We start from the raw sequence: 26223 nt of genomic DNA, 5'->3' as shown, positions 1-26223 counted from the left end.
TAGCATTATCTCCCAATATTCTGATATACTTGCGTTTAACATACTTGGGGCTGATTCTGGATTCGACGGGATTCGCGAAACCCAAGGTGCATGCCGAGGGGCGGTTGGCCTCGTTAAAAGCCGCAAAATAATAGTCGCAAACGACGAAAACTACGCACTGGCAGCTTAATAACCTGCGCAGAGCCCTCTCTCCCTAGCCTCAGCTCTTAGGACGGGGATCAAGAGAGGTCAAACCAAAAAGAGATCGCGTGGATGCCCTGCCTGGGGTTGAAGCGTTAAATCCAATCAGGCTAGTTTGTTAGTGGCGTGTCTGTCCGCAGCTGACAAGTGAATGTGAAGACTAGACTAAGCATGTAGTACCGAGGATGTAGGAATTTCGGACGCGGGTTCAACTCCCGCCAGCTCCACCAAATTTGGCAGGACAGTATCAGGACAACAACTTGAAAAACAGCAAGTTAGCAAAGTTGGTTGGTCACTGTCATGACAGTAAAAGGCCTTAAAAAGATACGCAAAAGATACGCAAAAGATACGCAAAAGATACGTGGCTCTTTTTCTAAACACCTCAGACTCCTCCTCTGAGGTGTTTTTATTTATAGTTAATGTGTTTCTAATTGTAAAAAAAATGTAACAAGAATACACGCCATTTTTGCCCGTTTTGAGTCTCACTTACCCCTCCGATCACCTTCCCCAAAAGCGATATTGAAGAACGGTCATTATAATAAAATCTGAAAAATCCACGGCTGAAATTCATATCAGAACCATCCTCTATCTGTACATATAAACAGTAGTTTTAAATGTTCAAATTTTTTGATGATATTTGGCAATCAGGTGTAACTTTGTCAAAGAAATGGAAGCTAGTTCAAAGGCAAGGATGGGAAGGAAGAATAATCACCATCAGGCAGTCCATTTAACATATGGAATTATCCGTATCTAAACCTGCACCATACGGAAATTAAGAGAAATCAAAGCGTTAAAGGTGAGAAATCCACCTTATCCCATAGTTTTATCAGTGAGATATGGATTTTATTAATTTCCAAACAGCCATTCAGTGCCATCCTAATCAGAAGCTCTCTCCGGTATTAATGAACCTATTTTATTGATGTTCACAGGCGGAGAAGTAGACCGCTTTCATGTTATTTAGCAATACATATTGTTGATTAAATAAGGGAATAAATATGAGCATTCAAGATAAAAAGCCTGATGTACTAGTCTCAGAAGATGGTGATCTTGTTGTCGTTTCAACCCCTAAAGATGGTTATTTTGTTGCTGTTCCAACCCCTGAATATGTCAAAAAAGCTATTGAAGAGCACGCCCTAAGCCGCAATCATCCAAATGCAACACTGCAAGATAAGGGATTTGTTATCTTGAGCAATGATGTCGGTAGTAATAGCGAAACTATGGCAGCAACGCCAAAGGCAGTAAAAGCAGCATATGATTTAGCCAGTACCGCTAACCAAAACGCCACAAAACCTCAAACTAAAGGCTCTATAAAATCAGTCATTGGATCTTGGAATGTGAACTCAACCATTTCTATTCCTGCTGATTTACGTGGACAAGTAATCACTTTTATCAGATTGAGCGGGTTAAATGCACGGCATCAAGCACTACCAGTTCCTCTTGTTGATGGCATAACTGAACAAAGATTAGCTGGCCCTAATAATTACTGGGTGTGGTTAGAATTCAAATTCTCTGACAATTCGACACATATTACTGTAATAAATGGCCGTGGTGCTAATTTTATTCAGATTTTTTATCGAGAATAACGAAAATACGCACTAACCTTCAGGGGCATACCGCCCCTGTTTTCACCCCACTACCCGCTAATCTCCTCTATTGGCTATTTATTGACGGCTGACGTGGCACTATGTGCCTGCTGAGGATCAGGCACCAATACCTGTTCCTGATTCCACACCGAATCCTCCGGCATCTGGACACGGACGTCTAGTGCTACAGTCATAAAGTTCATAAAATCAATGTGTTGCCCAGTAAGCAATAAGCAGCGGGTTTGCATGATTTCAATCTGTTATATGAAGTAAGTTCCTCATCAGAATGATCAGTACGTCTGTAGTACTAGGCGATAACCTTCGGGAATTATAGATGAGTTCCAGCCCGTTGTTATTCTTCGGGGAAGAGATGCCGCCATGTAACACCCCAAGCCAATAACCCCCTGTGTCAGCAGACATCGTAGTAGTGCTAATTAACTGATAGCACGAAGGACTGAACCTATCACGAGTGGCAAGTCACATGTGTTCTCTGAGCGAGTTGTAGGCATAAGCTATGTGAATAACATAGGCCTGAATAATAAAGCAAGAAAGAACGGAAGTTTGGAAGGCTTATTGAGGTGCTTAGATTACGCGGACAACACAATGAACGAAACAGACTCATGTATTGAAATTGAAATAATTTTTAATGCAGATAGGAACCGCCGTATACGGAACCGCACGTACGGTGGTGTGAGAGGACGACGGGAGTGATCCCGTCTCCTACTCGATTAAAATTAACAGCTTTGATTGTTAATTGTTCTCCATTGTCTTTCAGACAGACTTCTTTTGCAGCAACGTTGCGTTAATTCTGCGTTATTATTATCCAAAATATTATTTTACCGTTGTGTGAGTTTTTTGTGCGTATAAGATTGAAATCAATCATGGCTATGTCATATTAGTTAAATCGAATGGAGGAAGATGTATAGTGGAGGTAAGCTTGGCAATAAAAAGCTATGCGAGAAAGTTGTATGAAAGGAAACTTATAAACACAAGGCGCGCGAAAAAAAATTATGCCATGCGATATTCTGCGGGGCAGACAGCGGAGCATGTTTTTCCCACTTCCAGGAAATTATTAGAGGAGGCAGCGTTACCACATGGAGAACCAATTCTTGCTGATAATAGTGAGCTTTCTGTCGCTATTTGGAATATTTACAAGCAGCAACGCCCATTATGGAAAAGTGTTCTGACTTCACTGATTGAGAAGAGCGACCTTATTTTATTGCAAGAAGCACAAACCAGCCCAGAGTTATTAAAATTTCTTTCAATCAGCGGATTAATCGCAGATCAAGTTCCAGCGTTTGCCATACCTCAGCATCCATCAGGCGTAATGACATTAGCGTCATCTGCACCGATTTACTGTTGCCCACTTCGTGAAAAAGAGCCGATACTCAGGTTATCTAAATCATCATTAATCACTATTTATTTATTACCAGATAAACGCCAGCTAATGGTAATCAACGTGCATGCCATTAACTTTAGCCTCGGTGTTGATGTTTATAGCCGACAATTGAATAACATCGGTATCTATATAAGCTTACATCATGGCCCTGTGATTTTTGCTGGGGATTTTAATGCGTGGAGCCGACAGAGATTAAAAATCTTGGAGCATTTTGCATATCGAATGCAACTAAAAGAAGTGTATTTTAATGACGATCATAGAACGATCGTCTTTGGCAAACCGTTGGATTTTGTTTTTTATCGGGAATTAAAAGTGTCGCGGGCGACAGTTGTAATGACGGGGGCTTCTGATCATAATCCGCTGATGGTGAATTTTTCTTTGTGATACTATCTCATAGACAAAAAAATTCATTGATCTTGCAGTAAAAAAATAAAAAAAGCGCCAGTTAATTCCGACGCTTTTTGAAACATGAGTCATTTACTGATTAGAGCCGATCTATTGATAGTTTTCTCTTCACACTACAGAAATAAGCCAGGGTTAGAACGAATACCCAACCTAGACCGACATATAACGCATCTCTTGTTTGTTCAAAATAACCCAGCAATACGATGACACTGATCATAAAGAAGATTGTCATTATAGGAGCTATTGGCCACATCGGTACAGGGAACTTCAATTTCTTGGTTTCTTCAGCACTTATTTGGCGGCGCATGGCAACGTGGGAAACTAAGATCATCAACCATACCCAGACAGTTGCAAATGTAGCGACAGATGCAATAAGGACGAATATTTCCTTAGGGATCAAGTAATTTAAAACCACGCCAAACAGCAAAACTATAATCATGACGAGGACAGTCATCCACGGCACACCGTTGCGGGTTAGTTTTTTAAATGACTCGGGTGCCTGCCTTTCCTGAGCCATGCCATACATCATTCTACCAGCACCAAAAATATCACTGTTAATAGCGGAAATAGCCGCTGTAATTACCACGACATTCAGGATATTCGCGGCGAAGTTAATTCCCAGGTTGGAGAAAATCTGTACGAATGGGCTTCCATCTTGACCAATTTGATTCCACGGATAGATACACATCAGGATACACAGCGTCATGACATAGAAAATCAAGATACGAAATGGGACAGCATTGATTGCCTGAGGGATCGTTTTTTCTGGATTTTTAGCTTCACTGGCAGTAATACCAATAACTTCTATACCACCAAAAGCGAACATAACAATAGCGAGCGAAGCTATTACTCCAGTGATGCCATTTGGCATGAAACCGCCATGTTCCCATAAATTGGACAGACCAGTAGTATGTTCAGTGGATTGCCCGAAACCATAAAACATAATGGCAAGCCCGCCGATAATCATGGCAATGATGGCAGTAACTTTAATGATAGAAAGCCAGAACTCCATTTCGCCAAAAATTTTTACGTGGCATAAATTCAGGGCACCAATAAGGCATACAATACCCAGAACCCAAATCCATTGATCAACATGAGGGAACCAAAGTTTCATATACATGCCGAATGCAGTAATATCAGCTAAGCAAACAAACAGCATTTCAAGAACATAGATCCAACCAGTCAGGAAACCAGCTAAAGGCCCCAGATAATGACTGGCATATTGTGAAAAAGAACCGGAAACGGGATGGTGAACAGCCATTTCGCCAAGTGCTCTCATCACAATAAATACGGCAGCACCGCCGATTAAATAGGCTAGCAATACAGCGGGACCAGCTTGCTGAATTGCTGCTGCTGAGCCATAAAACAGCCCTGTGCCTATCGCAGAGCCTAAAGCCATAAAGCGGATATGCCGCCCGCTCAGGCCCTGTTTAAGCTGATTTTCATTATTTTGCATTCGTTATTCCCATCTATCCTTTCATGCCAGAGAGTATTTCAGGCATACGAAGCTCTGTCTGGCATCAGATGCCAGTAAAAGCAACCTCGTACCTTACCATAAAGAAGGATGTTCGCGGGATAGATATCTGTAATAATAACGGGTAGTTTAGTAAAACCAGAGTTTTTTTATGATTTACCCAATAAATGAAATCTTTCAAACTTTACAGGGAGAAGGCGTGTTTACCGGTGTTCCTTCGGTTTTCATTCGCTTACAGGGATGTCCGGTAGGGTGTAGTTGGTGCGATACCAAACATACGTGGGAAAAAGAAGCTGATAAACAGCAGCCGATGCAAAACATTTTACTGAAAACGCAAGACAGTGATCTGTGGGGAGTGGCTACAGCAAGACAGCTAATTAATATTTTCACTCGTCAAGGCTACAGTGCGCGCCATATTGTCATTACCGGGGGAGAACCGTGTTTATATGATTTGCGTCCTTTAACCGAAACATTAGAAAGTGAAGGCTATCAATGTCAAATAGAAACAAGTGGTACACATACCATCCTGTGTTCTGACAAAACATGGGTAACCATTTCACCAAAAGTGAAAATGCGTGGTGGATGTCAGGTCTTGCCTGAAGCCATGAAGCGAGCAGATGAAATCAAACATCCTGTCGGACGGGAACGCGATATCGAAGCTTTGGATGAATTACTAACGATGCTTGATGGAAATCCTGTTCCGATTATTGCTTTGCAACCCATCAGCCAGAAAGAAGAAGCGACCCGCCTGTGCATAGAAACTTGTATTGCCCGTAATTGGCGTTTTTCTATGCAGACCCATAAATATTTAAATATCGCTTAAAACTCATTCAGCACCAAGTTTTGGTGCTGAATTCTTACTCACCACGATAAATGCAACCCGCGCTACATGTTTCTTTGACCATCACAGCACTGAGTTGGGATAATGTTGGCTTTAACTGCCCCCATATCCACTTGGCCAAGACTTCGCTGGTTGGATTTTCAAGTCCAGGAATTTCATTGAGATAGTGGTGATCGAGCCGTTCCCAAATAGGTTTAAATGCAGCTTTTACATCGGCGAAATCCATGATCCAGCCAGTAAAAGGGTCGACGTCCCCAGTGATTTCCAGGCGTACCATAAATGAATGTCCGTGCAGACGCCCACACTTATGTCCTTCAGGAACATGTGGCAGGTGGTGAGCTGCTTCAAATTGAAAATCTTTAAAGATAGTTGTATTCATGATGCTTTTCCCTGAATTCAAAAGGCCGGCTATTCTACATGAACTTTGTCAGCTTAACGCGATTTTTCTGGAGGAATAAGACACAACACTTAACGACTTTATCGATATATTAAATCTGTAAATAAAGTTAGGCGTTTTGGTTATGAGATATTGCAATCCTTTCTTTAAATACTCACCCTGATCTGGGATAACCTGATAAGCACTCCATGTTTATGATTACTACACTTTTTAATGAACTTTTACAGCATGGAACTGGCTATAAGCATAGGGTACTGGACAATGACCGCTAAACCACCTTCAACTCCATTTTTACCTGTTCCTTCAGAAGAATTATCACGTCTGCAAACCGCAATCAGTGATTTTTCTCCACACCAATTAGCTTGGTTATCTGGCTATTTTTGGGGAATGGTAAACCACCAGCCGCAAACTGAGATAACTACATCTGTCGTTCCTGTGCAGGAAACAGTGACTTTGCTTTCTGCATCACAAACAGGCAATGCCCGTCGTTTAGCTGCACAACTTAGAGATTCGCTAAAGGCTGCGAATCTCAGTGTAAATTTGGTGAATGCAGGTGATTATAAGTTTAAGCAAATTTCCCAAGAACGGGTATTGATTATTATTGCTTCAACACAAGGTGAAGGTGAACCAGCCGAAGAAGCGATAGCACTCTATAAATATCTCTATTCTAAAAAAGCTCCATCAATGAAAGAGATTGTTTATGCTGTATTTGGTCTGGGAGATACTTCGTATGAAAATTTCTGTCAGGCAGGAAAAGATTTTGACAACAAACTGAATGAACTGGGTGCGCAACGCTTACTGGATCGTGTTGATGCTGATGTGGAATATCAAGAGCAAGCTGAACAATGGTGCCAGAAAATTACGGATATTTTGAAACAACGCTTATCAGTACAGGTGAAATCTCCTGTTTCTGGTCAACCCGTTGTTTCAACTGAGCAATTGAACTCAGTGAATGAAAGCGCATTGAAGGAGATATATACCAAAGAAAAACCTCTGATAGCATCACTGCTGACTAACCAAAAAATCACAGGATGCGGATCTGACAAAGATGTGCGTCATATTGAAATTGATCTGGGAGATTCTGGTCTGAGTTATCAGGCGGGGGATGCCCTTGGGGTTTGGTATGAAAACGATCCTATCTTGGTGGATGAATTAATTGCATTACTTTGGTTAGACGGTTCAGAACAGGTCAATGTACATAACCAGTTATTCACATTGCGTGAAGCACTGATCGGTTGTGTAGAACTGACTCAAAATACAGGAGTGATTGTTGAGAAATACGCAGCATTAGCAAAAGATGAAAAATTACTGGGATTAGTGGCTGACAAACAGGCATTGCAGCAATATGCCCAGCAAAAACCCATCGTGGATATGGTCAGGGAATTTGCTTCACACCCAGAAGCACAGCAATTTATTGATTTGTTGCGTCCACTGACACCACGCCTCTATTCCATCTCTTCTTCACAAGCTGAAGTCGAAAACGAAGTCCACATTACTGTGGGAGTTGTTCGCTATGATATTGAAGGGCGGGTTCGTACTGGCGGTGCATCAGGTTATCTGGCTGATCGGTTGCAGGAAGACGACAATATCAGAATTTTTATTGAGCAGAATAACAATTTTCGCTTACCCCCCGATCCTAATACACCCGTCATCATGATTGGTCCGGGGACGGGAATTGCTCCTTTCCGTGCATTCTTGCAACAGCGTGACAGTCAGGGCGCTGAAGGTAAGAACTGGCTGTTTTTTGGTAATCCACATTTTGTTGAAGATTTTCTTTATCAGGTTGAATTCCAGCGCTACGTGAAAGATGGCTTGCTGACTCGCATTGATCTGGCATGGTCACGAGATCAGCAACATAAAGTGTATGTACAAGACAAACTGCATGAACAGGGCGCCGAAATTTGGCGCTGGCTCAAAGATGGTGCACATCTGTATGTTTGTGGTGATGCGAATCGTATGGCAAAAGACGTAGAGCAAACACTCTTGGACATTATTTCACAACAAGGTGGTATGGATGCTGAGCAGGCTGATGAATTCTTGAGTGAGTTGCGCCTTGAGCGCCGCTATCAGAGGGATGTTTACTAATATGAGCAATGTGAATAATGAAAACAATGAAAAGATAGTTCCTTTGATCGTTGAAGGTAAACTCGCAGACAGTGAACGCATGAAATTAGAGAGTAATTATCTGCGGGGAACGATCAGTGAAGATTTGAAAAATGGGCTGACAGGCGGGTTTGAGGGGGATAATTTTCTCCTCATCCGCTTTCACGGTATGTATCAGCAAGATGATCGTGACATCAGGGCTGAGCGCGCAGAACAAAAACTTGAACCACGCCATGCAATGATGCTGCGGTGCCGCTTGCCGGGGGGCATTATTACCCCGAGCCAATGGCTGGGCATTGATCGATTTGCGACAGAAAATACGTTATACGGAAGCATTCGATTGACCAACCGACAGACGTTTCAGTTTCATGGTATTTTGAAGGACAATCTGAAACCTGCGCATCAATTATTGGCACAAATAGGGCTGGATTCATTGGCAACTGCCAATGATGTCAACCGTAACGTCCTGTGCACATCCAATCCGGTGCAATCTGTCTTACACCAACAGGCTTATGAATGGGCAAAAAAGATATCAGAACATCTGTTACCGCGCACCAGCGCATATGCTGAAATCTGGCTGGATAAAGAAAAAATCGTAACAACTGACGAAGAGCCTATTCTTGGCGCAACCTATTTGCCACGTAAATTCAAGACATCGGTAGTTATTCCGCCGCAAAATGATGTGGATTTGCATGCTAATGATATGAACTTTGTCGCCATCGCGGAAAATGACCAATTAATTGGTTTTAACGTGCTGGTGGGCGGGGGGTTAGCCATGACTCATGGTGACAAAAAAACCTTTCCGCGGTTGGCGAGTGAATTTGGCTTCATTGCACTGGAACACACACTGGCAATTGCGGAGGCAATAGTCACAACTCAACGTGATTGGGGTAATCGAACTGACCGCAAAAACGCCAAAACCAAATATACCCTTGAGCGCGTAGGCGTTGAAACTTTCAGACAAGAAGTTGAAAAGCGTGCTGGCGTGAAATTTGAAACAGTCCGACCGTATGAATTCACTGGCCGGGGTGATCAAATTGGTTGGTTAAAAGGTATTGATGATCAATGGCATTTAACCCTGTTTATTGAGAATGGCCGTTTATTGGATTATCCCGGTAATCCGTTGAAAACGGGGATCGCAGAAATTGCGAAAATCCATCAAGGAGATTTTCGGCTAACCGCCAACCAAAACCTGATTGTAGCGGGGATACCGGAAAGTGAAAAAACGCGGATTGAAGAAATAGCCCGCGCTCATGGCCTGATTGATGATAGCGTGACAACCTTACGGCATCATTCTATGGCTTGCGTCTCGTTTCCTACTTGCCCATTGGCAATGGCTGAAGCAGAGCGTTTCTTGCCGGCTTTTATCGACCGTGTTGATGCGTTAATGGAAAAACATGGTGTTGGTGACGAAGAGATCATATTACGTGTGACAGGTTGTCCGAATGGATGTGGCAGAGCGATGCTGGCAGAAGTTGGTCTGGTGGGTAAAGCCCTTGACCGCTACAACTTGCATTTGGGTGGAAACCGAATTGGCAGCCGAATCCCTCGTATGTACAAGGAAAATATCACATCATTAGCGATCATGGAGATACTGGACGAATTAATTGGTCGCTGGGCACAAGAACGTAGTGTCGATGAATGTTTTGGTGATTTTCTGATCCGAACTGATATTATCAAGCCGGTACTGAATTCAGCGGTCGATTTTTACGATTGGCAGGAGGCCGTATGAGCCGTTTGAATCTATCAGAGCTGATACTGTTGACAAAGGAGCAGCAAACCTCATTGCTGGCTGAAACTAATCAACAACTGGAATTTCTGAATGCCCGTGAGCGTGTTCGTTGGGCATTGGAACATATATCCGGCGAATTTGTACTTTCTTCCAGCTTTGGTATTCAGGCGGCAGTTTGCTTGCATCTGGTGACACAGGAATATCCTGATATTCCTGTGATCCTCACTGATACAGGGTATTTATTCCCTGAAACCTATCAATTTATCGATAAACTAACCGAAAAGCTTAAATTGAACTTAAAGATTTTTCGTGCAGAACATTCCCCTGTCTGGCAAGAAGCACGTTATGGCAAATTATGGGAGCAAGGAACAGAAGGCATTGAACGTTATAACCAGATCAACAAAGTCGAGCCGATGAACCGTGCATTGAACACGCTGCAAGCACAAAGTTGGTTCGCTGGTTTGCGTCGTCAGCAATCAGAAAGCCGCGCTAATTTGCCAGTATTGGCAATTCAGCGAGGGGTTTTCAAAATTCTGCCAATTATTGACTGGGATAACCAGCGAGTGCATCAATACCTGACACAACATGGCCTTGAATACCATCCACTATGGGAGCAGGGTTACCTTTCTGTAGGGGATACTCATACAACCCAAAAATGGGAATTGGGCATGAGCGAAGAACAAACCCGGTTTTTCGGTTTAAAGCGTGAATGTGGCTTGCACGAAAGCTAAAAAACTAAATTACTTAATTGACTTTATGACGAGTTAGAAAATTTACCTTATGCGATTCAGGAACAAATAATTCCTTTTTGACATTTCATAACCTGATCGCAGCCTCATATATTTAAGTTTCATATCTTTATACACAATGGATTTCAAGTTGCTTCGTGACGGCAAGAGAGCAAATCCCCGGGAGCATAGATAACTATGTGACCGGGGTGAGCGAGTGCAGCCAACAAAGAGGCAGTTTGAAAGACGAAGTGTATATTATCTGGCAATCATAATAATTAAGAGCTTATGTATGATATTAGCTCTAATACTGGATGATCTCATTGTGGACTATTTACCCTTATTTGTTGAGCTTAAAGCTCGATCTGTACTGCTGGTGGGGGGAGGGGAAATTGCTTCCCGCAAGGCGGGCTTATTGTTGAGTACAGGGGCAGCATTAACGATTGTTGCCCCTGAATTACATGTTGAACTACAGCAACGTTATCAAAAGGGGGAATTTGAGTGGCGGGAAGGAACATTTAAAACAGAATATCTTGATGGTGTGTTTTTAGTGATTGCAGCCACTGATGATCACGAACTCAACCAGCATATTTTTGCGGAAGCCAACAGTCGCGCTATTTTAGTCAATGTTGTTGATAACCAACCTCTTTGTTCAGCAATCTTTCCATCAATCATCGATCGCTCTCCGGTAATCGTAGCAATTTCATCGGCAGGAAAATCCCCGGTATTGACAAAATTACTGCGAGAAAAACTGGAAACCTTACTGCCATTTCATCTTGGCACAATGGCAAAAATTGCAGGAAACTGGCGTGAACGGGTGAAACAGCGGTTTGCTGCCATCCGTCAGCGGCGCCACTTTTGGGAAAAGGCGTTTAATGGACGCTTTTCCACACTGATAGCCAATGGGCAATTACAACAAGCCGAAGAGCAACTCGAACAGCAATTGGTGCAAACTCAGATTCAGACACAAGGAGAACTGGCTTTGGTCGGCGCAGGGCCGGGAGACCCGGGATTACTGACGTTAAAAGGTCTGCAAGTCATCCAGCAAGCTGACGTTGTACTTTATGACCATCTGGTGAGTGCAGAAATTCTGGAGTTAGTGCGCCGCGACGCAGATAAAATCTGTGTTGGCAAAAGAGCAGGAAACCATGCCGTTCCACAAGAAGAAACTAATGCGCTTATCATAAAATTAGCGAATCAGGGGAAAAAAGTGGTTCGCCTGAAAGGTGGTGATCCGTTTATTTTTGGTCGAGGAGGAGAAGAGCTACTCGTTGCAGCAGAGGCAGGGATACCTTTTCATGTTGTTCCCGGAATTACTGCGGCGGTAGGTGCTTCGGCTTATGCCGGCATTCCATTGACCCACAGGGAACATTCACAAAGCGTCACTTTTATTACAGGACATTGCCGTGAAAATGGCAATGAACTGGATTGGCCTGCACTCGCGCGGGGCAACCAAACTCTGGCAATTTACATGGGCATCATGAAATCTGCTTTGATCAGCCAGAAATTGATTTTACATGGCCGAGATCCCAATGCTCCCGTTGCCGTGATTGGTTGTGGTACCCGCCCTGAACAGCAAGTGTTAACCGGAACGTTATCTGAACTGGAACGGTTGGCGCAGAAAGCACCATCGCCTGCTTTGCTTGTGGTAGGAGAGGTGGTTCAACTCCACCACCAGATAGCATGGTTTAGGCAGCAGTCCGTTGATCAAATTCAACTGATTGATCAAGAAAACGCTGGAGTTCAAGTAAGTCGCCCAGCTGTTATTGATTTCGTATAAGGAACAGTCAATGGACGAAAAAAGATTGACTCATCTACAGCAACTTGAAGCTGAAAGCATTCATATCATTCGGGAAGTGGCGGCTGAATTTGCTAATCCTGTGATGCTATATTCGATTGGAAAAGATTCCTCAGTGATGTTGCATCTCGCGCGCAAGGCATTCTACCCGGGAAAATTGCCTTTTCCTTTATTGCACGTGGATACCGGCTGGAAATTTCGGGATATGTATGACTTCCGCGATCGCACTGCGGAAAAATATGGTTTTGAATTACTGACTTACCGTAATCCGCAAGGAGAAGCGCTGGGGATTAACCCTTTTATTCATGGCAGTGCAAAACATACTGACATTATGAAAACAGAAGGGCTGAAACAGGCACTGGATAAATACGGATTTGATGCCGCATTCGGTGGAGCACGGCGAGATGAAGAAAAATCGCGGGCTAAAGAACGTATTTATTCGTTTCGTGACCGTTCCCACCGCTGGGATCCCAAAAACCAGCGTCCGGAGCTTTGGCGTAACTATAACGGTCAGATCAACAAAGGGGAAAGCATTCGCGTATTCCCGCTATCCAACTGGACTGAGCTGGACATCTGGCAATATATCTATCTGGAACAGATAGATATCGTTCCCCTCTATTTCGCCAAACCTCGTCCGGTTGTACAGCGCGAAGGAGCGTTGATTATGGTTGACGATGAGCGCATAGATTTAAAATCTGGAGAAGTCATCAGCCAGCGTAAAGTACGTTTCAGAACACTTGGCTGCTGGCCGCTGACAGGCGCTGTGGAATCGGAAGCAGAAACATTGCCAGAAATCATAGAAGAAATGTTGATATCGACAACCAGTGAACGACAGGGGCGATTGATTGACAGTGATCAGTCCGGATCGATGGAGCTGAAAAAGCGTCAGGGTTATTTTTAAGGAGTTCAAATATGCCAGCAGTTGCACACAACGAAATCATCGCCAGCCAGATTAAAAAGCAAGGCGGTGTTGAAGCTTACCTGCATGCACAGCAGGATAAAGGATTGCTGCGCTTTTTAACCTGCGGCAGCGTTGATGATGGAAAAAGCACATTGATTGGCCGTTTGCTGCATGACACCCGCCAAATTTATGAAGATCAGCTTGCGACGCTACAAAGTGACAGCAAGCGGATCGGAACTCAGGGCGAAAAACTGGATTTGGCATTATTGGTTGATGGGTTAGCCGCTGAGCGGGAACAAGGCATCACCATTGACGTGGCATACCGTTATTTCTCCACGGAAACGCGTAAATTCATCATTGCGGATACACCGGGGCATGAACAATATACCCGTAATATGGCGACAGGTGCTTCAACTAGTGATCTCTCCATTTTGCTGATTGATGCGCGAAAAGGGGTTCAGGAACAAACTCGCCGCCACAGTTTTATCAGCACCTTGCTGGGTATCCGCCATCTGGTTGTGGCGGTGAATAAAATGGATTTGCTGGGCTATCGACAAGAGATATTTGAGCAGATCAAACAGGATTACTTGAATTTTGCCGCTCAATTACCCGCTAACCTAAGTATTTATTTTGTTCCAATTTCGGCATTGGAAGGAGATAACATTGTTACTCGCAGCGAAAAGATGGCATGGCATACCGGGGAAACTTTACTGGATATCCTTGAGAGCGTGGATGTACAGATAAAATTGGCAGAACAACCCCTGCGTTTTCCTGTGCAATATGTTAACCGTCCGGATCTCGATTTTCGTGGATACAGCGGTACCTTATCATCAGGAGTTTTACGTCAAGGCCAAAAAATCAAAGTCATGCCATCAGGTTCAGTTTCTACGGTGGAAAGAATAGTCACTTTTAGTGGTGATTTGCCATTTGCTGTACCTGGAGAAGCGATCACCGTTGTATTAAAAGATGAAATTGATATCAGTCGTGGAGATCTGTTGATTGCCTTTGAAGATCAAATGAAGACCAGCCGCCATGCTTTGGTTGATGTTGTATGGATGTCAGAGCAGCCATTGATTCAGGGGCAAAGTCTGGATATCAAAGTTGCAGGCAGAAAGAGCCGAGGAAAAGTCGAGAATGTCCAATATCAGGTAGATATTAACAACCTGACGCAGAAGGTTGCAGTTGAATTGCCGCTGAACGCGATTGGGCTGGTGGAATTCTCATTTAATGAACCACTATTGCTCGACAGCTATGCACAAAATGAGGATATCGGCGGCATTATACTTATTGACCGCTTGACTAACGTCACTGTCGGTGCCGGATTAGTACGTGAAGTTCAAACCGATGTTTACGAAGAATCCAGGGAATACAGTGAATTTGAACTGGAGTTCAACCGATTAGTCCGCCGTCATTTTCCACATTGGGGCGCTCATGACTTACTGGGGGGAAAATAAGTGTCTCAGGATAAAACACCCGTTTCACCTGTTGCTTCGGATATCGTTTCCCCTGATATTGTCTGGCATTCACACGCCTTGGATCGGAAACAACGGGAAACTGCGAATGGGCATCCAGCATTTGTAATTTGGTTCACCGGGCTATCCGGTTCTGGGAAATCCACCCTTGCGGGAGCACTGGAACAGACCTTGTTTTTGCAGGGGATCAAAACTTACCTGCTGGATGGTGACAATGTACGTCATGGCCTGTGTAGTGATTTGGGGTTTTCCGAAGCGGATAGACGGGAGAATATCCGACGTGTCGGAGAAGTCTCTAAATTGATGGTTGATGCTGGATTGGTTGTATTGACAGCATTTATTTCCCCCAATAGAGCAGAAAGGCAAAAAGTACGTGAACTCATGCAAGCGGGGCAATTTATTGAAGTGTATGTCGATACACCATTAGAAGTGTGCGAAGCCCGTGATCCCAAAGGGCTATATAAAAAAGCACGAGCAGGAGAACTGCGTAACTTCACGGGCATTGATGCTGTTTATGAAGCACCTGAACAGCCTGATATTTATTTGGATGGTTCACAGCCAGTGGAGACATTGATCGAAAAATTGCTTTTTATACTGAAAAGCGATGGTATTTTGCCTGCTTAATTCTCTCCCCTGAACAAATCATCATGAAACACATTATTATTGAGAGTGGAATAATGTGTTTCTATACACTTCGTCTTTCAAACTGCCTCTTTGTTGGCGGCGCTCACTCACCCCGGTCACATAGTTATCTATGCTCCCGGGAATTTGCTCTCTTGCCGTCGCGATGCAACTTGAAATCCATTGTGTATATACCCAATGAATTTCGAGTTTCAGCAACAAAGTTATTAATTGGAAGACAAAGGGTACACAGACATTTAATTCCATCAATTTCCATTACATCTTATTACCATGTCTTTCGAGCATGTTTTATAAGCAGTTTTGGATAGTGAGTGGCGTCATGCTTTCAGTTGTGGGATGATTAGCGGGTTTTCAGGGGGGGAGATGGGCAAACTAACGCTACTATTGCTGCTTATACTTGGTTGGTTACAGTATTCGCTGTGGTTCGGTAAAAATGGTATTCACGATTATGTGCGGGTTAAGTCTGAGGTCGATAAGCAAGAGGTCAATAACCTTAAGCTTAAGGCCCGCAATGATCAGCTATTTGCTGAAATCAAAGATCTTAAAGGAGGGCAAGAAGCGATTGAAGAGCGTGCCCGTAATGAATTAGGCATGATTAAGCCGGGAGAATCCTTTTACCGTATGGTGCCGGATACCTCGAGACAAAGTGCACAATAGTCTTTGAATCAGAAAAATAAATTAATTGCAATGAATAATTCAACGTATCATTCTCCTGCTGATAGCTCTTTTGCTGATAGTTCTCTTGCCGACAATGCTTTTTCTGAAATAGTTGCATTGATCCCGGCTGCGGGCATTGGTAGCCGGATGAAATCAGATTGCCCAAAACAGTATCTCAAGGTTGCCGGCAAAACTATCCTTGAACATACTTTGGCTGCATTGCTTGAACATCCCCGTATTAAGAGCATCATTGTTGCTCTTAATCCTGCTGATACACAATTCGAACAACTGAGTATCGCTTCAGATCCACGCATTACCACAGTGAAGGGCGGAGAGGAACGAGCAGATTCCGTATTGTCTGGGTTGGATTACTTATCTGGTTTGCCGACAGACAGACAAATCTGGGTTTTAGTACACGATGCAGCCCGTCCCTGCCTCCATAGAAGTGACCTTGATAACTTGCTACGGTTGATTGATCAAAGCGAAGAGTTTCCTGATGTGTGTGGTGGCCTTCTGGCATCACCGGTGAGGGATACCATGAAGCGCATGATGCCGCCATCAGAAGAAGAATTACCCACAAATTACCATTCCGCCATTGACTATACTGTTGACCGCAATGGGCTTTGGCATGCCCTGACCCCACAGCTATTCCCTTTGCAGCTATTACGGGATTGCCTGATCAAATCACTTGCAGAAAATGCCTGTATCACCGATGAATCTTCGGCACTGGAGTATTGCGGTTATCATCCTGTATTAATTAATGGACGAGCAGACAATATTAAAGTCACTCAACCTGAAGATTTGGCATTGGCTGAGTTTTACCTATCCCGAAAATTTAAGGAATCTATTGTATGAGAATTGGACACGGTTTTGATGTGCATAAATTTGGCGGAGAAGGGCCGTTGGTTATTGGGGGTGTTCGTATTCCTTATGAGCAAGGACTCATTGCCCATTCAGACGGTGACGTTGCTTTACATGCTGCCACTGACGCCCTGTTGGGCGCGGCCGCGCTGGGTGATATTGGTAAATTGTTTCCTGATACCGATCCTGTCTTTAAAGGGGCAGATAGTCGTGAACTGCTGAAAGAAGCTTACCACCGTATCCGTGCAAAAGGTTACCGGATTGGGAATCTGGATATCACCATTATTGCACAGGCCCCGAAAATGCTGCCTCATATTCCCCAGATGCGAGTCAATCTGGCAGAAGATCTTGAATGCCTTATGGATGATATTAACGTTAAAGCAACAACCACAGAAAAACTGGGATTTATTGGTCGTAAAGAAGGTATTGCCTGTGAAGCAGTGGCTTTGCTGGTAAAGGAATAAGCATGATATTAAGTGAATTACATTGGCTTTATGGCCAACCGCAAGCGACTGGTGTTGTCAAGGCCTCACCAGAAGATTTTATTGTTCGTGAAGATCTGGGATTTTCTCCTGATGGAGAAGGTGAACACTTGATGGTACATATCCGCAAGACGGGATGTAACACCCAGTTTGTAGCTGATCACCTTGCCCGCTTTGCAAAAATCCCGGCTCGTTCTGTGAGTTATGCAGGATTAAAAGATCGCAATGCGGTTACAGAACAGTGGTTCTGTCTGCACTTACCGGGAAAACAAGATCCGGATTTAACTGCATTCCAGCTTGAAGGTTGTGAAGTACTGGCTACTTCCCGCCAGAAACGAAAATTACGGATTGGCGCATTGAAAGGTAATGATTTTACTCTGGTGTTAAGAGCAATTTCAGACCGGCAATCTGTGGAAAAACGTTTGCAGCAAATATCACAGGGTGGTGTTCCAAATTATTTTGGCGAGCAGCGTTTTGGACGTGATGGACAAAATCTCGTACAGGCTCAGCGCTGGGCTGCTAATGAAATTCAGGTCAAAGAACGTAATTGGCGTAGTTTTTACCTCTCTGCCTGCCGCAGCGCTATGTTTAATGCCATTGCCAGTACACGTATCGAATTGGATGAACACCGACAGGTAAAAAATGGTGACGCTTTGCAACTAACCGGACGTGGTAGCTGGTTTGTGGCTGATGAGCCTGAATCGGCAGTATTACAGCAGCGGGTTATGGATGGAGAATTACAAATAACTGCACCTTTACCGGGTGACAAGGAGTTGGGAACACAGGATCAGGGTCTGGGTTTTGAACAGCAGTGTTTATTGGGCTATGAGTCATTTTGGGCGCTGGTTAAACGTGAACGTGTAGAGAGTACCCGCAGGGCAATTCTGGTAAAACCACAAAACCTGAAGTGGGAATGGTTGGATGAACACACTGTTACTCTCCATTTTTCACTGCCATCCGGTAGCTTTGCAACCAGTGTTGTCAGGGAATTGATCAATCAGGATCAAAATAACGTTGCCGATATTGCGGAGTAATACCTTGTGGTGCATAGCCACAGTGAAGCTGAAAGCAAAGCGCTCTACAAAACTGATAGCATCATGCTAACATCAGACGATTTTTCAACAGATTTAATATTGTCTGAATGATTGTCTGAACGCAGATATACTAAATAATTTGGACAATATATAAGGTAAGTAACAGTATCAATTTATGTTTTATTTAATAAAATCAACGAGATAATTCAATGTTGCGGATATTGCTGAGTAACGATGATGGTGTCACCGCTCCGGGAATTCAAACTTTAGCGGCAACATTACGTAAATACTATCATGTTCAGGTGGTTGCACCTGATCGTAACCGTAGCGGTGCGTCTAATTCTTTAACACTGGATCGTTCCTTGCGTATTAATACACTGAATAACGGTGATATTTCTGTCCAGGAAGGTACACCGACTGATTGTGTCTATTTGGGTGTAAATAAATTAGTTCGTCCCCGCCCTGATATCGTCGTTTCAGGGATCAACTGTGGCCCTAATCTTGGTGATGATGTGATTTATTCCGGCACAGTTGCGGCTGCGATGGAAGGTCGTCATTTAGGGTTACCCGCACTCGCGGTATCACTAAATGGTGACAGACATTATGAAACCGCAGCAGAGGTGACAGTAAAATTATTGACTTTGTTGCAACAATTCCCATTGAGAGCGGGCAATATTTTGAATATCAATGTGCCTGATATTCCGTTTGAACAAATCAAAGGCTTTCGGGTAACGCGATGCGGCAGCCGCTGTGCTGCGGAAGAAGTCCATACTTTACAAGATCCCAAAGGCAATATGCTCTATTGGATAGGTCCTCCGGGTGAAAAAAATGATGCAGGGCCTGAAACAGATTTTGCTGCGGTAGAAGAAGGATTTGTATCTATTACTCCTTTACAGGTGGATTTGACGGCTTACAAAGCATATGAACTGATAAACGATTGGTTGGCAAAGGTCGGGGATATTGGGGAATGCTGAGCCGGGCAGTGAAAAATTTGCTGGTTCAATTACGCCAGCAAGGTATACATGACGAGCACTTGCTGGAAATAATGGCCAGCGTTCCTCGGGAATGTTTTGTTGATGAAGCTCTTGCACACAAAGCCTATGAGAATACAGCATTGCCCATTGGACATGGGCAAACTATATCTCAGCCTTATATTGTTGCCCGCATGACAGAATTGCTGAATTTAACGTCTGAATCCAATGTGCTGGAAATTGGGACAGGGTCTGGCTATCAGACAGCGATACTTGCTCATCTGGCCAAACATGTTTTCTCCGTGGAGCGTATCAAGGGATTGCAATGGCAGGCAAAGCGGAGGTTGAAGCAACTCGACCTGCACAATATCTCAACTCGTCACAGCGATGGTTGGAATGGATGGCCATCAAAAGGCCCATTCGATGCCATAATTGTTACAGCGGCACCACCAGAAATTCCACAAGCTTTGCTTCATCAGCTTGCTGATGGTGGTGTCATGGTTTTACCTGTTGGCGAGAGCTCTCAGTCATTGAAAGTGGTGCATCGTTATGGAAATGATTTTCATAGCGAAGTTATCGAATCTGTCCGTTTTGTACCTCTAATTCAAGGCGAGCTAGCATAATTAGCTGATTTATTTGAGGCGTAATTTTAAAATTGGCTGTCGTTTTGTTTGAAGTTGAGCAAAATATCTCGCTTTAAATCTTTTGTAATTCTAAATTTCTTTATAAATCATCATTATTAGTACTTATATTTGCCTTTGTGGGGGAATAAGGTATGAATTCAGGAAACCCAATGAAAAAAATAAAGTGGATAATCATCAATATATTTATAGGGAGTATATTGGTTGGTTGTAGCAATACACCAAATCGTCCGGCTCCGATAGTGAATATTGATAATAAGGAAAAAAACGGAGGAATATCCTCCAGACCGTCATCAATTTCGACTCCTATGCCGTCTTCTCCTGCAATCATTTCAAAAAATAGTACGCCAGATAATCGTGCTGTAGAAAACCGCCAGACAGTGAATCCTGCTACTATTGTGAGTTCACATCAAGGAAGAATTACCTATAGTCGTAACTACGAAAACATCCCGAAAGGCAGCTATAGCGGAAATACCTATACAGTCAAACATGGCGATACACTATTTTACATAGCCTGGATTACGGGCCATGATTATCGTGATTTGTCTCTCAAAAACAATATTTCAGAGCCTTATAGTTTAAATGTTGGTCAAGTCCTGAGAATGGATAATGTAAACTCCAAGAATGGTGTATTAATAGCATCAAATAGTACCCAATCTGAAATTAAGCAGGTTGATTTTCAAAAAATTAATGCGTATCCTGCAAACATTGATAGACCTAGTGCCAAAAAAATGTTGCCAAGAGCAACTATTGCTGATAGCGACAGTGCCAAATCAAAAGCACCTACAGTAACTAATACGGGTATAAATGGTGCTGACAATCTTGGCACTATTAGTAGTAGCTGGAGATGGCCTGCGGAAGGAAAGATTCTTGAAGGCTTCTCTGATTCTCAGGGAGGAAATAAAGGCATTGATATTGCGGGAAGCCGTGGCCAGTCCGTATTTTCAACTGCCAGTGGGAAAGTAGTTTATGCTGGGAATGTATTACGCGGATATGGAAATTTAATAATTATAAAACATAACGATGACTACCTGAGTGCCTATGCTCACAACGACACTATGTTGGTACGTGAGCAGCAGGATGTCCAGGCGGGGCAAAAAATTGCCACCATGGGTAGTACCGGAACAAGTTCCGTGAGATTACATTTTGAAATTCGCTACAAGGGAAAATCCGTAAACCCGCTGCGTTATCTTTCGCAGCGATAAACCAGGGCAGGATCTGAAATTCCTGCCCGTATTATCATGGGTAGGAGCAGCTGATGAGCCAAAGTACGCTTAAAGTTAATAAGTTGTATGATGATGCGGATTTAGACGAAAGTGGCATGGAAGCCGATGACTTTGATGAAGCGTTGCTGAAAGATGGGGATGATGTTACCAATCTTGATGAAGATTTGGATTTGTTGCAAAGTGTAAACCAAAGAGTTCTTGATGCAACCCAACTTTATCTCGGAGAGATAGGTTTTTCCCCTCTGCTGACAGCAGAGGAAGAGGTTTTTTTCTCTAGAAGAGCACTGCGTGGAGATATTGCGGCGCGCCAGCGTATGATTGAAAGTAATTTACGTTTGGTCGTCAAAATATCCCGTCGATATAGTAATCGTGGATTAGCTCTGCTAGATCTGATTGAAGAAGGGAACCTTGGGCTTATTCGTGCGGTAGAAAAATTTGATCCTGAAAGGGGATTTCGTTTTTCCACTTATGCGACATGGTGGATACGTCAAACTATTGAACGTGCCATCATGAATCAAACCCGTACAATTCGTCTCCCTATTCACATAGTCAAAGAATTAAATGTCTATTTACGTACTGCAAGAGAACTGGCACACAAATTGGATCATGAACCCAGTGTTGAAGAAATTGCGGAAAAACTGGATAAACCAGTTGAAGATGTAAGTCGTATGATGCGGCTTAACGAACGCATTACTTCTGTCGATACACCAATTAATGGCGATTCAGATAAAGCATTATTAGATATTTTATCTGATGAAAACGACTCAGGGCCTGAAACAACCATTCAAGATGATGATATGAAAAGGAGCATCGTGAAATGGTTGTTTGAACTGAACGCAAAACAGCGTGAAGTTTTGGCACGTCGTTTCGGTTTACTTGGGTACGAAGCAGAAACATTAGAAGATGTTGGGCGAGAAATAGGATTAACAAGGGAGAGAGTTCGTCAAATTCAAGTTGAAGGGTTGCGTCGCCTTAGAGATATATTGCACACCCAAGGCCTGAATTTAGAATCATTATTCCGTACTTAATTAACCCGAATTCTGGATAAGAAGTTGACGAGAGGCCTGTTCCCGGAGCCATGTTTTGGTGCCCACCAAAAACCGCTCCGAGGGGGAACAGGCCATGAACAACTTAGTTGAAATCTTCTGTGATGTCGATGATTTTTGCCGTTTTTTTATCCCACAATGGATGCAATTTTGTCTTGATAACAAAGGTTATCTCAACAAGGAATTAGCGGAGGATTTAGCCCAAAATGGTGAGTGAATCGATAGAGATTTATAATCGATATCGGCCGCACTTAGCGCTAAAATATAAAACGCCCGATGAAGTCCATTATCAGGCGTTAAGTAAAAATAGTGTCAACGTATATCAGGACTAGACACCTGTACCTGAATTCGTGTAATTGCCTGTATTTGATATGTTTAATTTATCAACTTCTGCATCTACCTTATCTTTTAAGTATCTGTTTTTTTCCAATCCCAAAATATGGCTAATTCTGGATTATGTCTCTGAATGAATTTTTTAAAATCAGACTGAACCAGAGCTATCTCTTTATCTATATTGTTCTGCATTTGTGCAATACTCCAATTAGAAGTTTATATAGCCTTTAACTCATTCACGATATTAGGGTTCTTTTCCATAAAATATCCTCGTTATGGAGAGGTTAACCGCCCGAAGGCGGTGTTTTTATTTCATATATTGAATAGCATTCCTCAATTGAGCCTTTTGAGCTTGTGTTAAGTCAGCTTGTGCATTTTCCATCAAATACTAAAGTGATCACCACTCATGCGCTGGCTTATCGTTTTCTGAAGAACTTGAAATTAAAAATAAAGTTTAATTTCAATGAGTTTGATGTTGCGCGATTGCTAAATATCACTTCAATTCAATTGCAATTCCTCATAATCGAAACACTCAATAATTACTACAGATCAGCAGACTACACGTTACAGATTCAGCATGTTCTAACTGAGAATGCGAGTAGCGGTAAAAAACACTCTGAAAATCTGAGAAAAGATGCCTTAGAAAAAGCGAGACTGATTTTTGAGTTACAGGCAGATCCCAAAAGCCAGTTCCCGGCTCCACCGGATTTCTATATAAAGTATTTTCAGTTGGTAGCACCGCCACTTGATACATGGTTCGATATCATTCTTTTTGATGAAGCACAGGATGCTAACCTTGTGACTAAAGCCTTGCTGGATAAGTGCCAGTGCAAACGGATTTTTGTTGGTGACACCCATCAGATGATAAATCGTTGGCGTGGTGCTAATGACGCTCTGGAATGCGTCTGTACGGGACGGAGCCTTACTACCTCTTATCGGTTCGGACGCTGTGTTGCAGCAATAGCTAATGCTATTTTGATGCTAAAAGGCGAAACCGTGAGTCTGAAGACTACAGGGATAACAGATAAGTTGGTCAGTAAAGCAGAAATTATTTTGGCCGAACATCCTCTTCCACCTTATTTGGTGCAAATATTACTAAGGTTACAGGCGCATTATCACTATCTGGTTGGGCGAATCACCGAGATTGAGACCGCACTGTCACAGGAAATCATTCAGGATGATACCGGACATCGGCTGATGACGATCCCCGGTATTGGTCCCATCACGGCGAGTGTGCTTTCCTCACAACCGGGTGATGGAAAACAATATTCTTGCAGCCGGGATTTTGCGGCCTCGATGGGTTTGGTTCCCCGCCAGTACACTAATATCGTGGCCTGTGCATTGGCTAATAAACTTGCCCGGATAGATTTAAGCAAGCCAAAAATTTATCAAAAATTAGTGTTGCAAAAAAGAGGGGAACCATAGATTTTTATGCTATTCCCAATATGAAGTCCATAAGTTGATGTACTGACAGGTAGTACCGACTTTCTGTGAACCTGGTAAACGGCTTAGTCTAACGAGATTATTGTCATGATGAGGCCAGAGAGTGCGGATTTTCATCAGGATTCATTGAAGCCGAATATATGTTTGCGACTACGTTGTCAGAAAAATTTATTCATCCACTTGAATTGAGTCGGCGTCCATATATGCCGTTTAATCTAGACTCGTTTGCTCTGCCGGTGAATGGTTACATTCTTTGCTTCCTGAAAAATCGGTAAAAGCAAGGGTTTTTACGCCTAATCGATAAATTTCCTCATATCCTACGACCTCCCCGAATTCCGCTCTGACAATCATACCTTCTAGAAAGGTTATGATAGCTTTGGTCTTAGTATTTACTCCTGATTGCTCTGGTTCAAATACTGAGAGTAGCAGTGATTCGAACCAAGCTTTATGTCGTAACGCTTGCTGCGTGAGTTTTTCATCAAAACCCTTAAATTCTGCCAAAGCATGCATGAACATGCATCCTTTAAAATCCGCAGATCTAAACCAAGAAAAGTGCCAGTCCAAAATGGCATTCAATCGACTCTCGGTATTAGATGCAGAGGAAACTGCCTCAGTCAGTCCTTTTTCAAAAAACTGATGTCTCCTAACGAGAACTGCTTCTATCAGTTTGTTTTTTGAACCAAAATATCGATACATTGATGTTTTGGACACTTGTGCCTTGTCTCGGATCAAATCAACCCCAACAGATGTATATCCAAACTCACTAAACAAAGCTTCAGCTGTGTCCAGAATGTGTTCTCTCTTACTCATCACGATCTCTTATTAAATTTTATAAATTAAATGTTGCCTCTATGTGAGCAGATGTGTATCATTTTTTGTAATGTACAGATCTGTACATTCAATTATAGCACAGTACTTAATGGTATTTCCGTGACCTTTTTAAGGAAATGTAAAGATGAAGAAACTACGAGGCGGTGGAGCACTTCCGCCAAGACCGAAATTTATCCAACTAATGAAAGGATTAGTCGGCGGTTTTTTCGGTATTTTAATTCTTGGTGTTCTTAGCCAACTAACTGAAGTTCCTTGGCTGATGGCTCCTTTTGGTGCTACCTGCGTGATTCTATTCGCGGCACCTGCTTCACCATTGGCACAACCACGCAATGTTATTGTTGGTCATCTCGTGACCTCAGCCGTGGGTTTGACTGCCTTATATGGTTTTGGCGATTCCATTATCGTGATGTCATTGGCTGTTGGTGTAGCCATCATGTTGATGCAATGCCTCCGTGTGGTACATCCGCCCGCTGGTGCCAACCCGTTAGTTATCATTCTCGCTGGGCAAGGTACTGTAGGTTTTGATTATTTATTTATGCCAGTACTGATTGGTAGTGTCGTTTTGGTTGTGATCGCATCTGTTGTTAATAACTACGGAGAAGAAGGCAATTGGCCGATTTATTGGCATGGATTAAGTCGCGGGAAGAAATAGTAATTATGCCTAAACTAGATCTTACGCTTAATACACAATTGCCTGAAGAAGAGGTAAAGAAAGTAGTTACAGAATTAACATCTTTGACTCAGGTATTACTCGGAAAAGACCCCAAAGTTACTCGGATACATATTTATCAAAATAGAAGTCAGTGTTTCGTGAATGCAGCTTATATAAATGAATCATCTGTTTTTGATTTAGTCATTTACATTACTAAAGGAACTAATACAGAGGAGCAAAAAGCGCAGTGGTTACTCGCAACTTATCAGTTTCTTAGTGAAGTACTGGGAGGACGAGGATCACAACAGCCCAATTACATCTCCATATTTGAATTAGATGCGCGTAACTGGGGCTACAATGGCCTGAGTCAATATACAAGAAATCATTAAGT

At 42.9% G+C, this 26223-nt stretch carries 24 protein-coding genes, 1 other RNA gene and 3 pseudogenes; 25 read left to right on the top strand and 3 right to left on the bottom strand.

The features are described from left to right. The first annotated feature begins 46 nt into the window (after nt 1-46). The 3 genes from ssrA (at nt 47) to BM329_RS00325 (ending at nt 3546) form a co-directional block, all read left to right on the top strand. Nucleotides 47-410, top strand: a transfer-messenger RNA (tmRNA) gene (ssrA, locus tag BM329_RS00340). A gap of 765 nt (nt 411-1175) precedes the next feature. Beyond that, nucleotides 1176-1763, top strand: a complete 588-nt coding sequence (locus BM329_RS14920; protein ID WP_245758978.1) for a tail fiber protein — start codon at nt 1176-1178, stop codon at nt 1761-1763. Nucleotides 1764-2778: 1015 nt separating this feature from the next. Continuing rightward, nucleotides 2779-3546 carry an endonuclease/exonuclease/phosphatase family protein gene (locus BM329_RS00325; RefSeq protein ID WP_245758977.1) on the top strand — a complete coding sequence of 256 codons (768 nt, stop codon included), beginning with the start codon at nt 2779-2781 and terminating at the stop codon, nt 3544-3546. 100 nt (nt 3547-3646) lie between these two features. Here BM329_RS00325 and BM329_RS00320 read toward each other — a convergent pair whose 3' ends face one another. Further along, nucleotides 3647-5023, bottom strand: coding sequence for an amino acid permease (locus tag BM329_RS00320; protein WP_092547290.1), 1377 nt, complete (start codon nt 5021-5023; stop codon nt 3647-3649). 169 nt (nt 5024-5192) lie between these two features. On the opposite strand from BM329_RS00320, the gene queE reads away from it, so the two are divergent. Then, nucleotides 5193-5864, top strand: coding sequence for a 7-carboxy-7-deazaguanine synthase QueE (gene queE / locus BM329_RS00315; protein WP_092547288.1), 672 nt, complete (start codon nt 5193-5195; stop codon nt 5862-5864). Between the two features lie 34 nt (nt 5865-5898). Here queE and queD read toward each other — a convergent pair whose 3' ends face one another. Beyond that, complete coding sequence (queD, locus tag BM329_RS00310; protein ID WP_218153247.1) at nt 5899-6264, bottom strand: 6-carboxytetrahydropterin synthase QueD; 366 nt, start codon at nt 6262-6264, stop codon at nt 5899-5901. A gap of 276 nt (nt 6265-6540) precedes the next feature. Here queD and cysJ point away from each other — a divergent pair, with 276 nt between their 5' ends. The 19 genes and pseudogenes from cysJ to BM329_RS14910 all read left to right on the top strand — a co-directional run. After that, a complete protein-coding gene (gene cysJ, locus BM329_RS00305; protein ID WP_092547284.1) occupies nt 6541-8364 on the top strand; it encodes an NADPH-dependent assimilatory sulfite reductase flavoprotein subunit in 1824 nt (607 codons plus the stop codon). Between the two features lies 1 nt (nt 8365). Then, complete coding sequence (gene cysI, locus BM329_RS00300) at nt 8366-10114, top strand: assimilatory sulfite reductase (NADPH) hemoprotein subunit (RefSeq protein WP_092547282.1); 1749 nt, start codon at nt 8366-8368, stop codon at nt 10112-10114. Continuing rightward, a complete protein-coding gene (locus tag BM329_RS00295) occupies nt 10111-10845 on the top strand; it encodes a phosphoadenylyl-sulfate reductase (protein ID WP_092547280.1) in 735 nt (244 codons plus the stop codon). The genes cysI and BM329_RS00295 overlap by 4 nt, the downstream gene beginning before the upstream one ends. A gap of 322 nt (nt 10846-11167) precedes the next feature. After that, nucleotides 11168-12622, top strand: a complete 1455-nt coding sequence (cysG, locus tag BM329_RS00290; protein ID WP_092547455.1) for a siroheme synthase CysG — start codon at nt 11168-11170, stop codon at nt 12620-12622. A 10-nt stretch (nt 12623-12632) separates the two neighbouring features. After that, nucleotides 12633-13541 carry a sulfate adenylyltransferase subunit CysD gene (gene cysD / locus BM329_RS00285; RefSeq protein ID WP_092547278.1) on the top strand — a complete coding sequence of 303 codons (909 nt, stop codon included), beginning with the start codon at nt 12633-12635 and terminating at the stop codon, nt 13539-13541. A gap of 11 nt (nt 13542-13552) precedes the next feature. Continuing rightward, on the top strand, nt 13553-14995 hold the full coding sequence (cysN, locus tag BM329_RS00280) for a sulfate adenylyltransferase subunit CysN (RefSeq protein WP_092547276.1): 1443 nt from the start codon (nt 13553-13555) through the stop codon (nt 14993-14995). After that, nucleotides 14996-15637, top strand: coding sequence for an adenylyl-sulfate kinase (cysC, locus tag BM329_RS00275; protein ID WP_092547274.1), 642 nt, complete (start codon nt 14996-14998; stop codon nt 15635-15637). Between the two features lie 381 nt (nt 15638-16018). After that, nucleotides 16019-16312, top strand: a complete 294-nt coding sequence (gene ftsB / locus BM329_RS00270; protein WP_092547271.1) for a cell division protein FtsB — start codon at nt 16019-16021, stop codon at nt 16310-16312. Between the two features lie 30 nt (nt 16313-16342). Continuing rightward, the gene (gene ispD / locus BM329_RS00265; RefSeq protein ID WP_092547453.1) at nt 16343-17167 is read left to right on the top strand and encodes a 2-C-methyl-D-erythritol 4-phosphate cytidylyltransferase; all 825 of its coding nucleotides are present in this window, start codon (nt 16343-16345) and stop codon (nt 17165-17167) included. Continuing rightward, nucleotides 17164-17637, top strand: a complete 474-nt coding sequence (gene ispF / locus BM329_RS00260) for a 2-C-methyl-D-erythritol 2,4-cyclodiphosphate synthase (RefSeq protein WP_092547269.1) — start codon at nt 17164-17166, stop codon at nt 17635-17637. Before ispD ends, ispF begins: the two co-directional genes overlap by 4 nt. Nucleotides 17638-17639: 2 nt before the next feature. Continuing rightward, nucleotides 17640-18689, top strand: a complete 1050-nt coding sequence (truD, locus tag BM329_RS00255; protein WP_092547267.1) for a tRNA pseudouridine(13) synthase TruD — start codon at nt 17640-17642, stop codon at nt 18687-18689. A 209-nt stretch (nt 18690-18898) separates the two neighbouring features. Then, nucleotides 18899-19663: a 5'/3'-nucleotidase SurE gene (gene surE / locus BM329_RS00250; RefSeq protein WP_092547264.1), complete on the top strand. Its 765-nt coding sequence runs from the start codon at nt 18899-18901 to the stop codon at nt 19661-19663. Then, nucleotides 19657-20283: a protein-L-isoaspartate(D-aspartate) O-methyltransferase gene (locus BM329_RS00245; RefSeq protein ID WP_092547262.1), complete on the top strand. Its 627-nt coding sequence runs from the start codon at nt 19657-19659 to the stop codon at nt 20281-20283. Before surE ends, BM329_RS00245 begins: the two co-directional genes overlap by 7 nt. A 152-nt stretch (nt 20284-20435) precedes the next feature. Continuing rightward, nucleotides 20436-21506 carry a murein hydrolase activator NlpD gene (gene nlpD / locus BM329_RS00240; protein ID WP_092547260.1) on the top strand — a complete coding sequence of 357 codons (1071 nt, stop codon included), beginning with the start codon at nt 20436-20438 and terminating at the stop codon, nt 21504-21506. Between the two features lie 53 nt (nt 21507-21559). After that, complete coding sequence (gene rpoS, locus BM329_RS00235; RefSeq protein ID WP_092547258.1) at nt 21560-22555, top strand: RNA polymerase sigma factor RpoS; 996 nt, start codon at nt 21560-21562, stop codon at nt 22553-22555. Between the two features lie 94 nt (nt 22556-22649). Then, nucleotides 22650-22790: a hypothetical protein gene (locus tag BM329_RS14605; RefSeq protein ID WP_177216150.1), complete on the top strand. Its 141-nt coding sequence runs from the start codon at nt 22650-22652 to the stop codon at nt 22788-22790. After that, nucleotides 22777-22905, top strand: a pseudogene (locus BM329_RS14270) (IS3 family transposase); the annotation flags it as partial. The gene BM329_RS14605 and the pseudogene BM329_RS14270, both read left to right, overlap by 14 nt. Nucleotides 22906-23260: 355 nt before the next feature. Then, nucleotides 23261-23782: pseudogene (locus BM329_RS15160) on the top strand (hypothetical protein); the annotation flags it as partial. A 153-nt stretch (nt 23783-23935) separates the two neighbouring features. Continuing rightward, nucleotides 23936-24331: pseudogene (locus BM329_RS14910) on the top strand (transposase); the annotation flags it as partial. Nucleotides 24332-24559: 228 nt separating this feature from the next. Here BM329_RS14910 and BM329_RS00225 read toward each other — a convergent pair. Next, nucleotides 24560-25159 carry a TetR/AcrR family transcriptional regulator gene (locus tag BM329_RS00225; protein WP_092547254.1) on the bottom strand — a complete coding sequence of 200 codons (600 nt, stop codon included), beginning with the start codon at nt 25157-25159 and terminating at the stop codon, nt 24560-24562. 145 nt (nt 25160-25304) lie between these two features. Here BM329_RS00225 and BM329_RS00220 point away from each other — a divergent pair, with 145 nt between their 5' ends. Then, on the top strand, nt 25305-25832 hold the full coding sequence (locus tag BM329_RS00220; protein ID WP_092547252.1) for an HPP family protein: 528 nt from the start codon (nt 25305-25307) through the stop codon (nt 25830-25832). A 5-nt stretch (nt 25833-25837) separates the two neighbouring features. Continuing rightward, the gene (locus BM329_RS00215) at nt 25838-26221 is read left to right on the top strand and encodes a tautomerase family protein (RefSeq protein ID WP_092547250.1); all 384 of its coding nucleotides are present in this window, start codon (nt 25838-25840) and stop codon (nt 26219-26221) included. Nucleotides 26222-26223 lie beyond the last annotated feature (2 nt).

Origin of the sequence: Xenorhabdus koppenhoeferi (assembly GCF_900116635.1) — a bacterium.
Lineage (GTDB): Bacteria > Pseudomonadota > Gammaproteobacteria > Enterobacterales > Enterobacteriaceae > Xenorhabdus > Xenorhabdus koppenhoeferi.
This window is presented reverse-complemented; position numbering and strand designations above follow the sequence as displayed.

Bases quoted from the DNA above. Each gene is read 5' to 3' on its own strand.
- BM329_RS00295 (WP_092547280.1), top strand. From the start codon at position 10,111: ATGAGCCGTTTGAATCTATCAGAGCTGATACTGTTGACAAAGGAGCAG.
- ispF (WP_092547269.1), top strand. From the start codon at position 17,164: ATGAGAATTGGACACGGTTTTGATGTGCATAAATTTGGCGGAGAAGGG.
- BM329_RS14605 (WP_177216150.1), top strand. From the start codon at position 22,650: ATGAACAACTTAGTTGAAATCTTCTGTGATGTCGATGATTTTTGCCGT.
- ftsB (WP_092547271.1), top strand. From the start codon at position 16,019: ATGGGCAAACTAACGCTACTATTGCTGCTTATACTTGGTTGGTTACAG.
- surE (WP_092547264.1), top strand. From the start codon at position 18,899: ATGTTGCGGATATTGCTGAGTAACGATGATGGTGTCACCGCTCCGGGA.
- ispD (WP_092547453.1), top strand. From the start codon at position 16,343: ATGAATAATTCAACGTATCATTCTCCTGCTGATAGCTCTTTTGCTGAT.
- nlpD (WP_092547260.1), top strand. From the start codon at position 20,436: ATGAATTCAGGAAACCCAATGAAAAAAATAAAGTGGATAATCATCAAT.
- BM329_RS00215 (WP_092547250.1), top strand. From the start codon at position 25,838: ATGCCTAAACTAGATCTTACGCTTAATACACAATTGCCTGAAGAAGAG.
- truD (WP_092547267.1), top strand. From the start codon at position 17,640: ATGATATTAAGTGAATTACATTGGCTTTATGGCCAACCGCAAGCGACT.
- queE (WP_092547288.1), top strand. From the start codon at position 5,193: ATGATTTACCCAATAAATGAAATCTTTCAAACTTTACAGGGAGAAGGC.
- BM329_RS00320 (WP_092547290.1), bottom strand. From the start codon at position 5,023: ATGCAAAATAATGAAAATCAGCTTAAACAGGGCCTGAGCGGGCGGCAT.
- cysI (WP_092547282.1), top strand. From the start codon at position 8,366: ATGAGCAATGTGAATAATGAAAACAATGAAAAGATAGTTCCTTTGATC.
- BM329_RS00225 (WP_092547254.1), bottom strand. From the start codon at position 25,159: ATGAGTAAGAGAGAACACATTCTGGACACAGCTGAAGCTTTGTTTAGT.
- cysD (WP_092547278.1), top strand. From the start codon at position 12,633: ATGGACGAAAAAAGATTGACTCATCTACAGCAACTTGAAGCTGAAAGC.
- cysN (WP_092547276.1), top strand. From the start codon at position 13,553: ATGCCAGCAGTTGCACACAACGAAATCATCGCCAGCCAGATTAAAAAG.
- BM329_RS14920 (WP_245758978.1), top strand. From the start codon at position 1,176: ATGAGCATTCAAGATAAAAAGCCTGATGTACTAGTCTCAGAAGATGGT.
- BM329_RS00245 (WP_092547262.1), top strand. From the start codon at position 19,657: ATGCTGAGCCGGGCAGTGAAAAATTTGCTGGTTCAATTACGCCAGCAA.
- BM329_RS00325 (WP_245758977.1), top strand. From the start codon at position 2,779: ATGCGATATTCTGCGGGGCAGACAGCGGAGCATGTTTTTCCCACTTCC.
- BM329_RS00220 (WP_092547252.1), top strand. From the start codon at position 25,305: ATGAAGAAACTACGAGGCGGTGGAGCACTTCCGCCAAGACCGAAATTT.
- rpoS (WP_092547258.1), top strand. From the start codon at position 21,560: ATGAGCCAAAGTACGCTTAAAGTTAATAAGTTGTATGATGATGCGGAT.
- cysJ (WP_092547284.1), top strand. From the start codon at position 6,541: ATGACCGCTAAACCACCTTCAACTCCATTTTTACCTGTTCCTTCAGAA.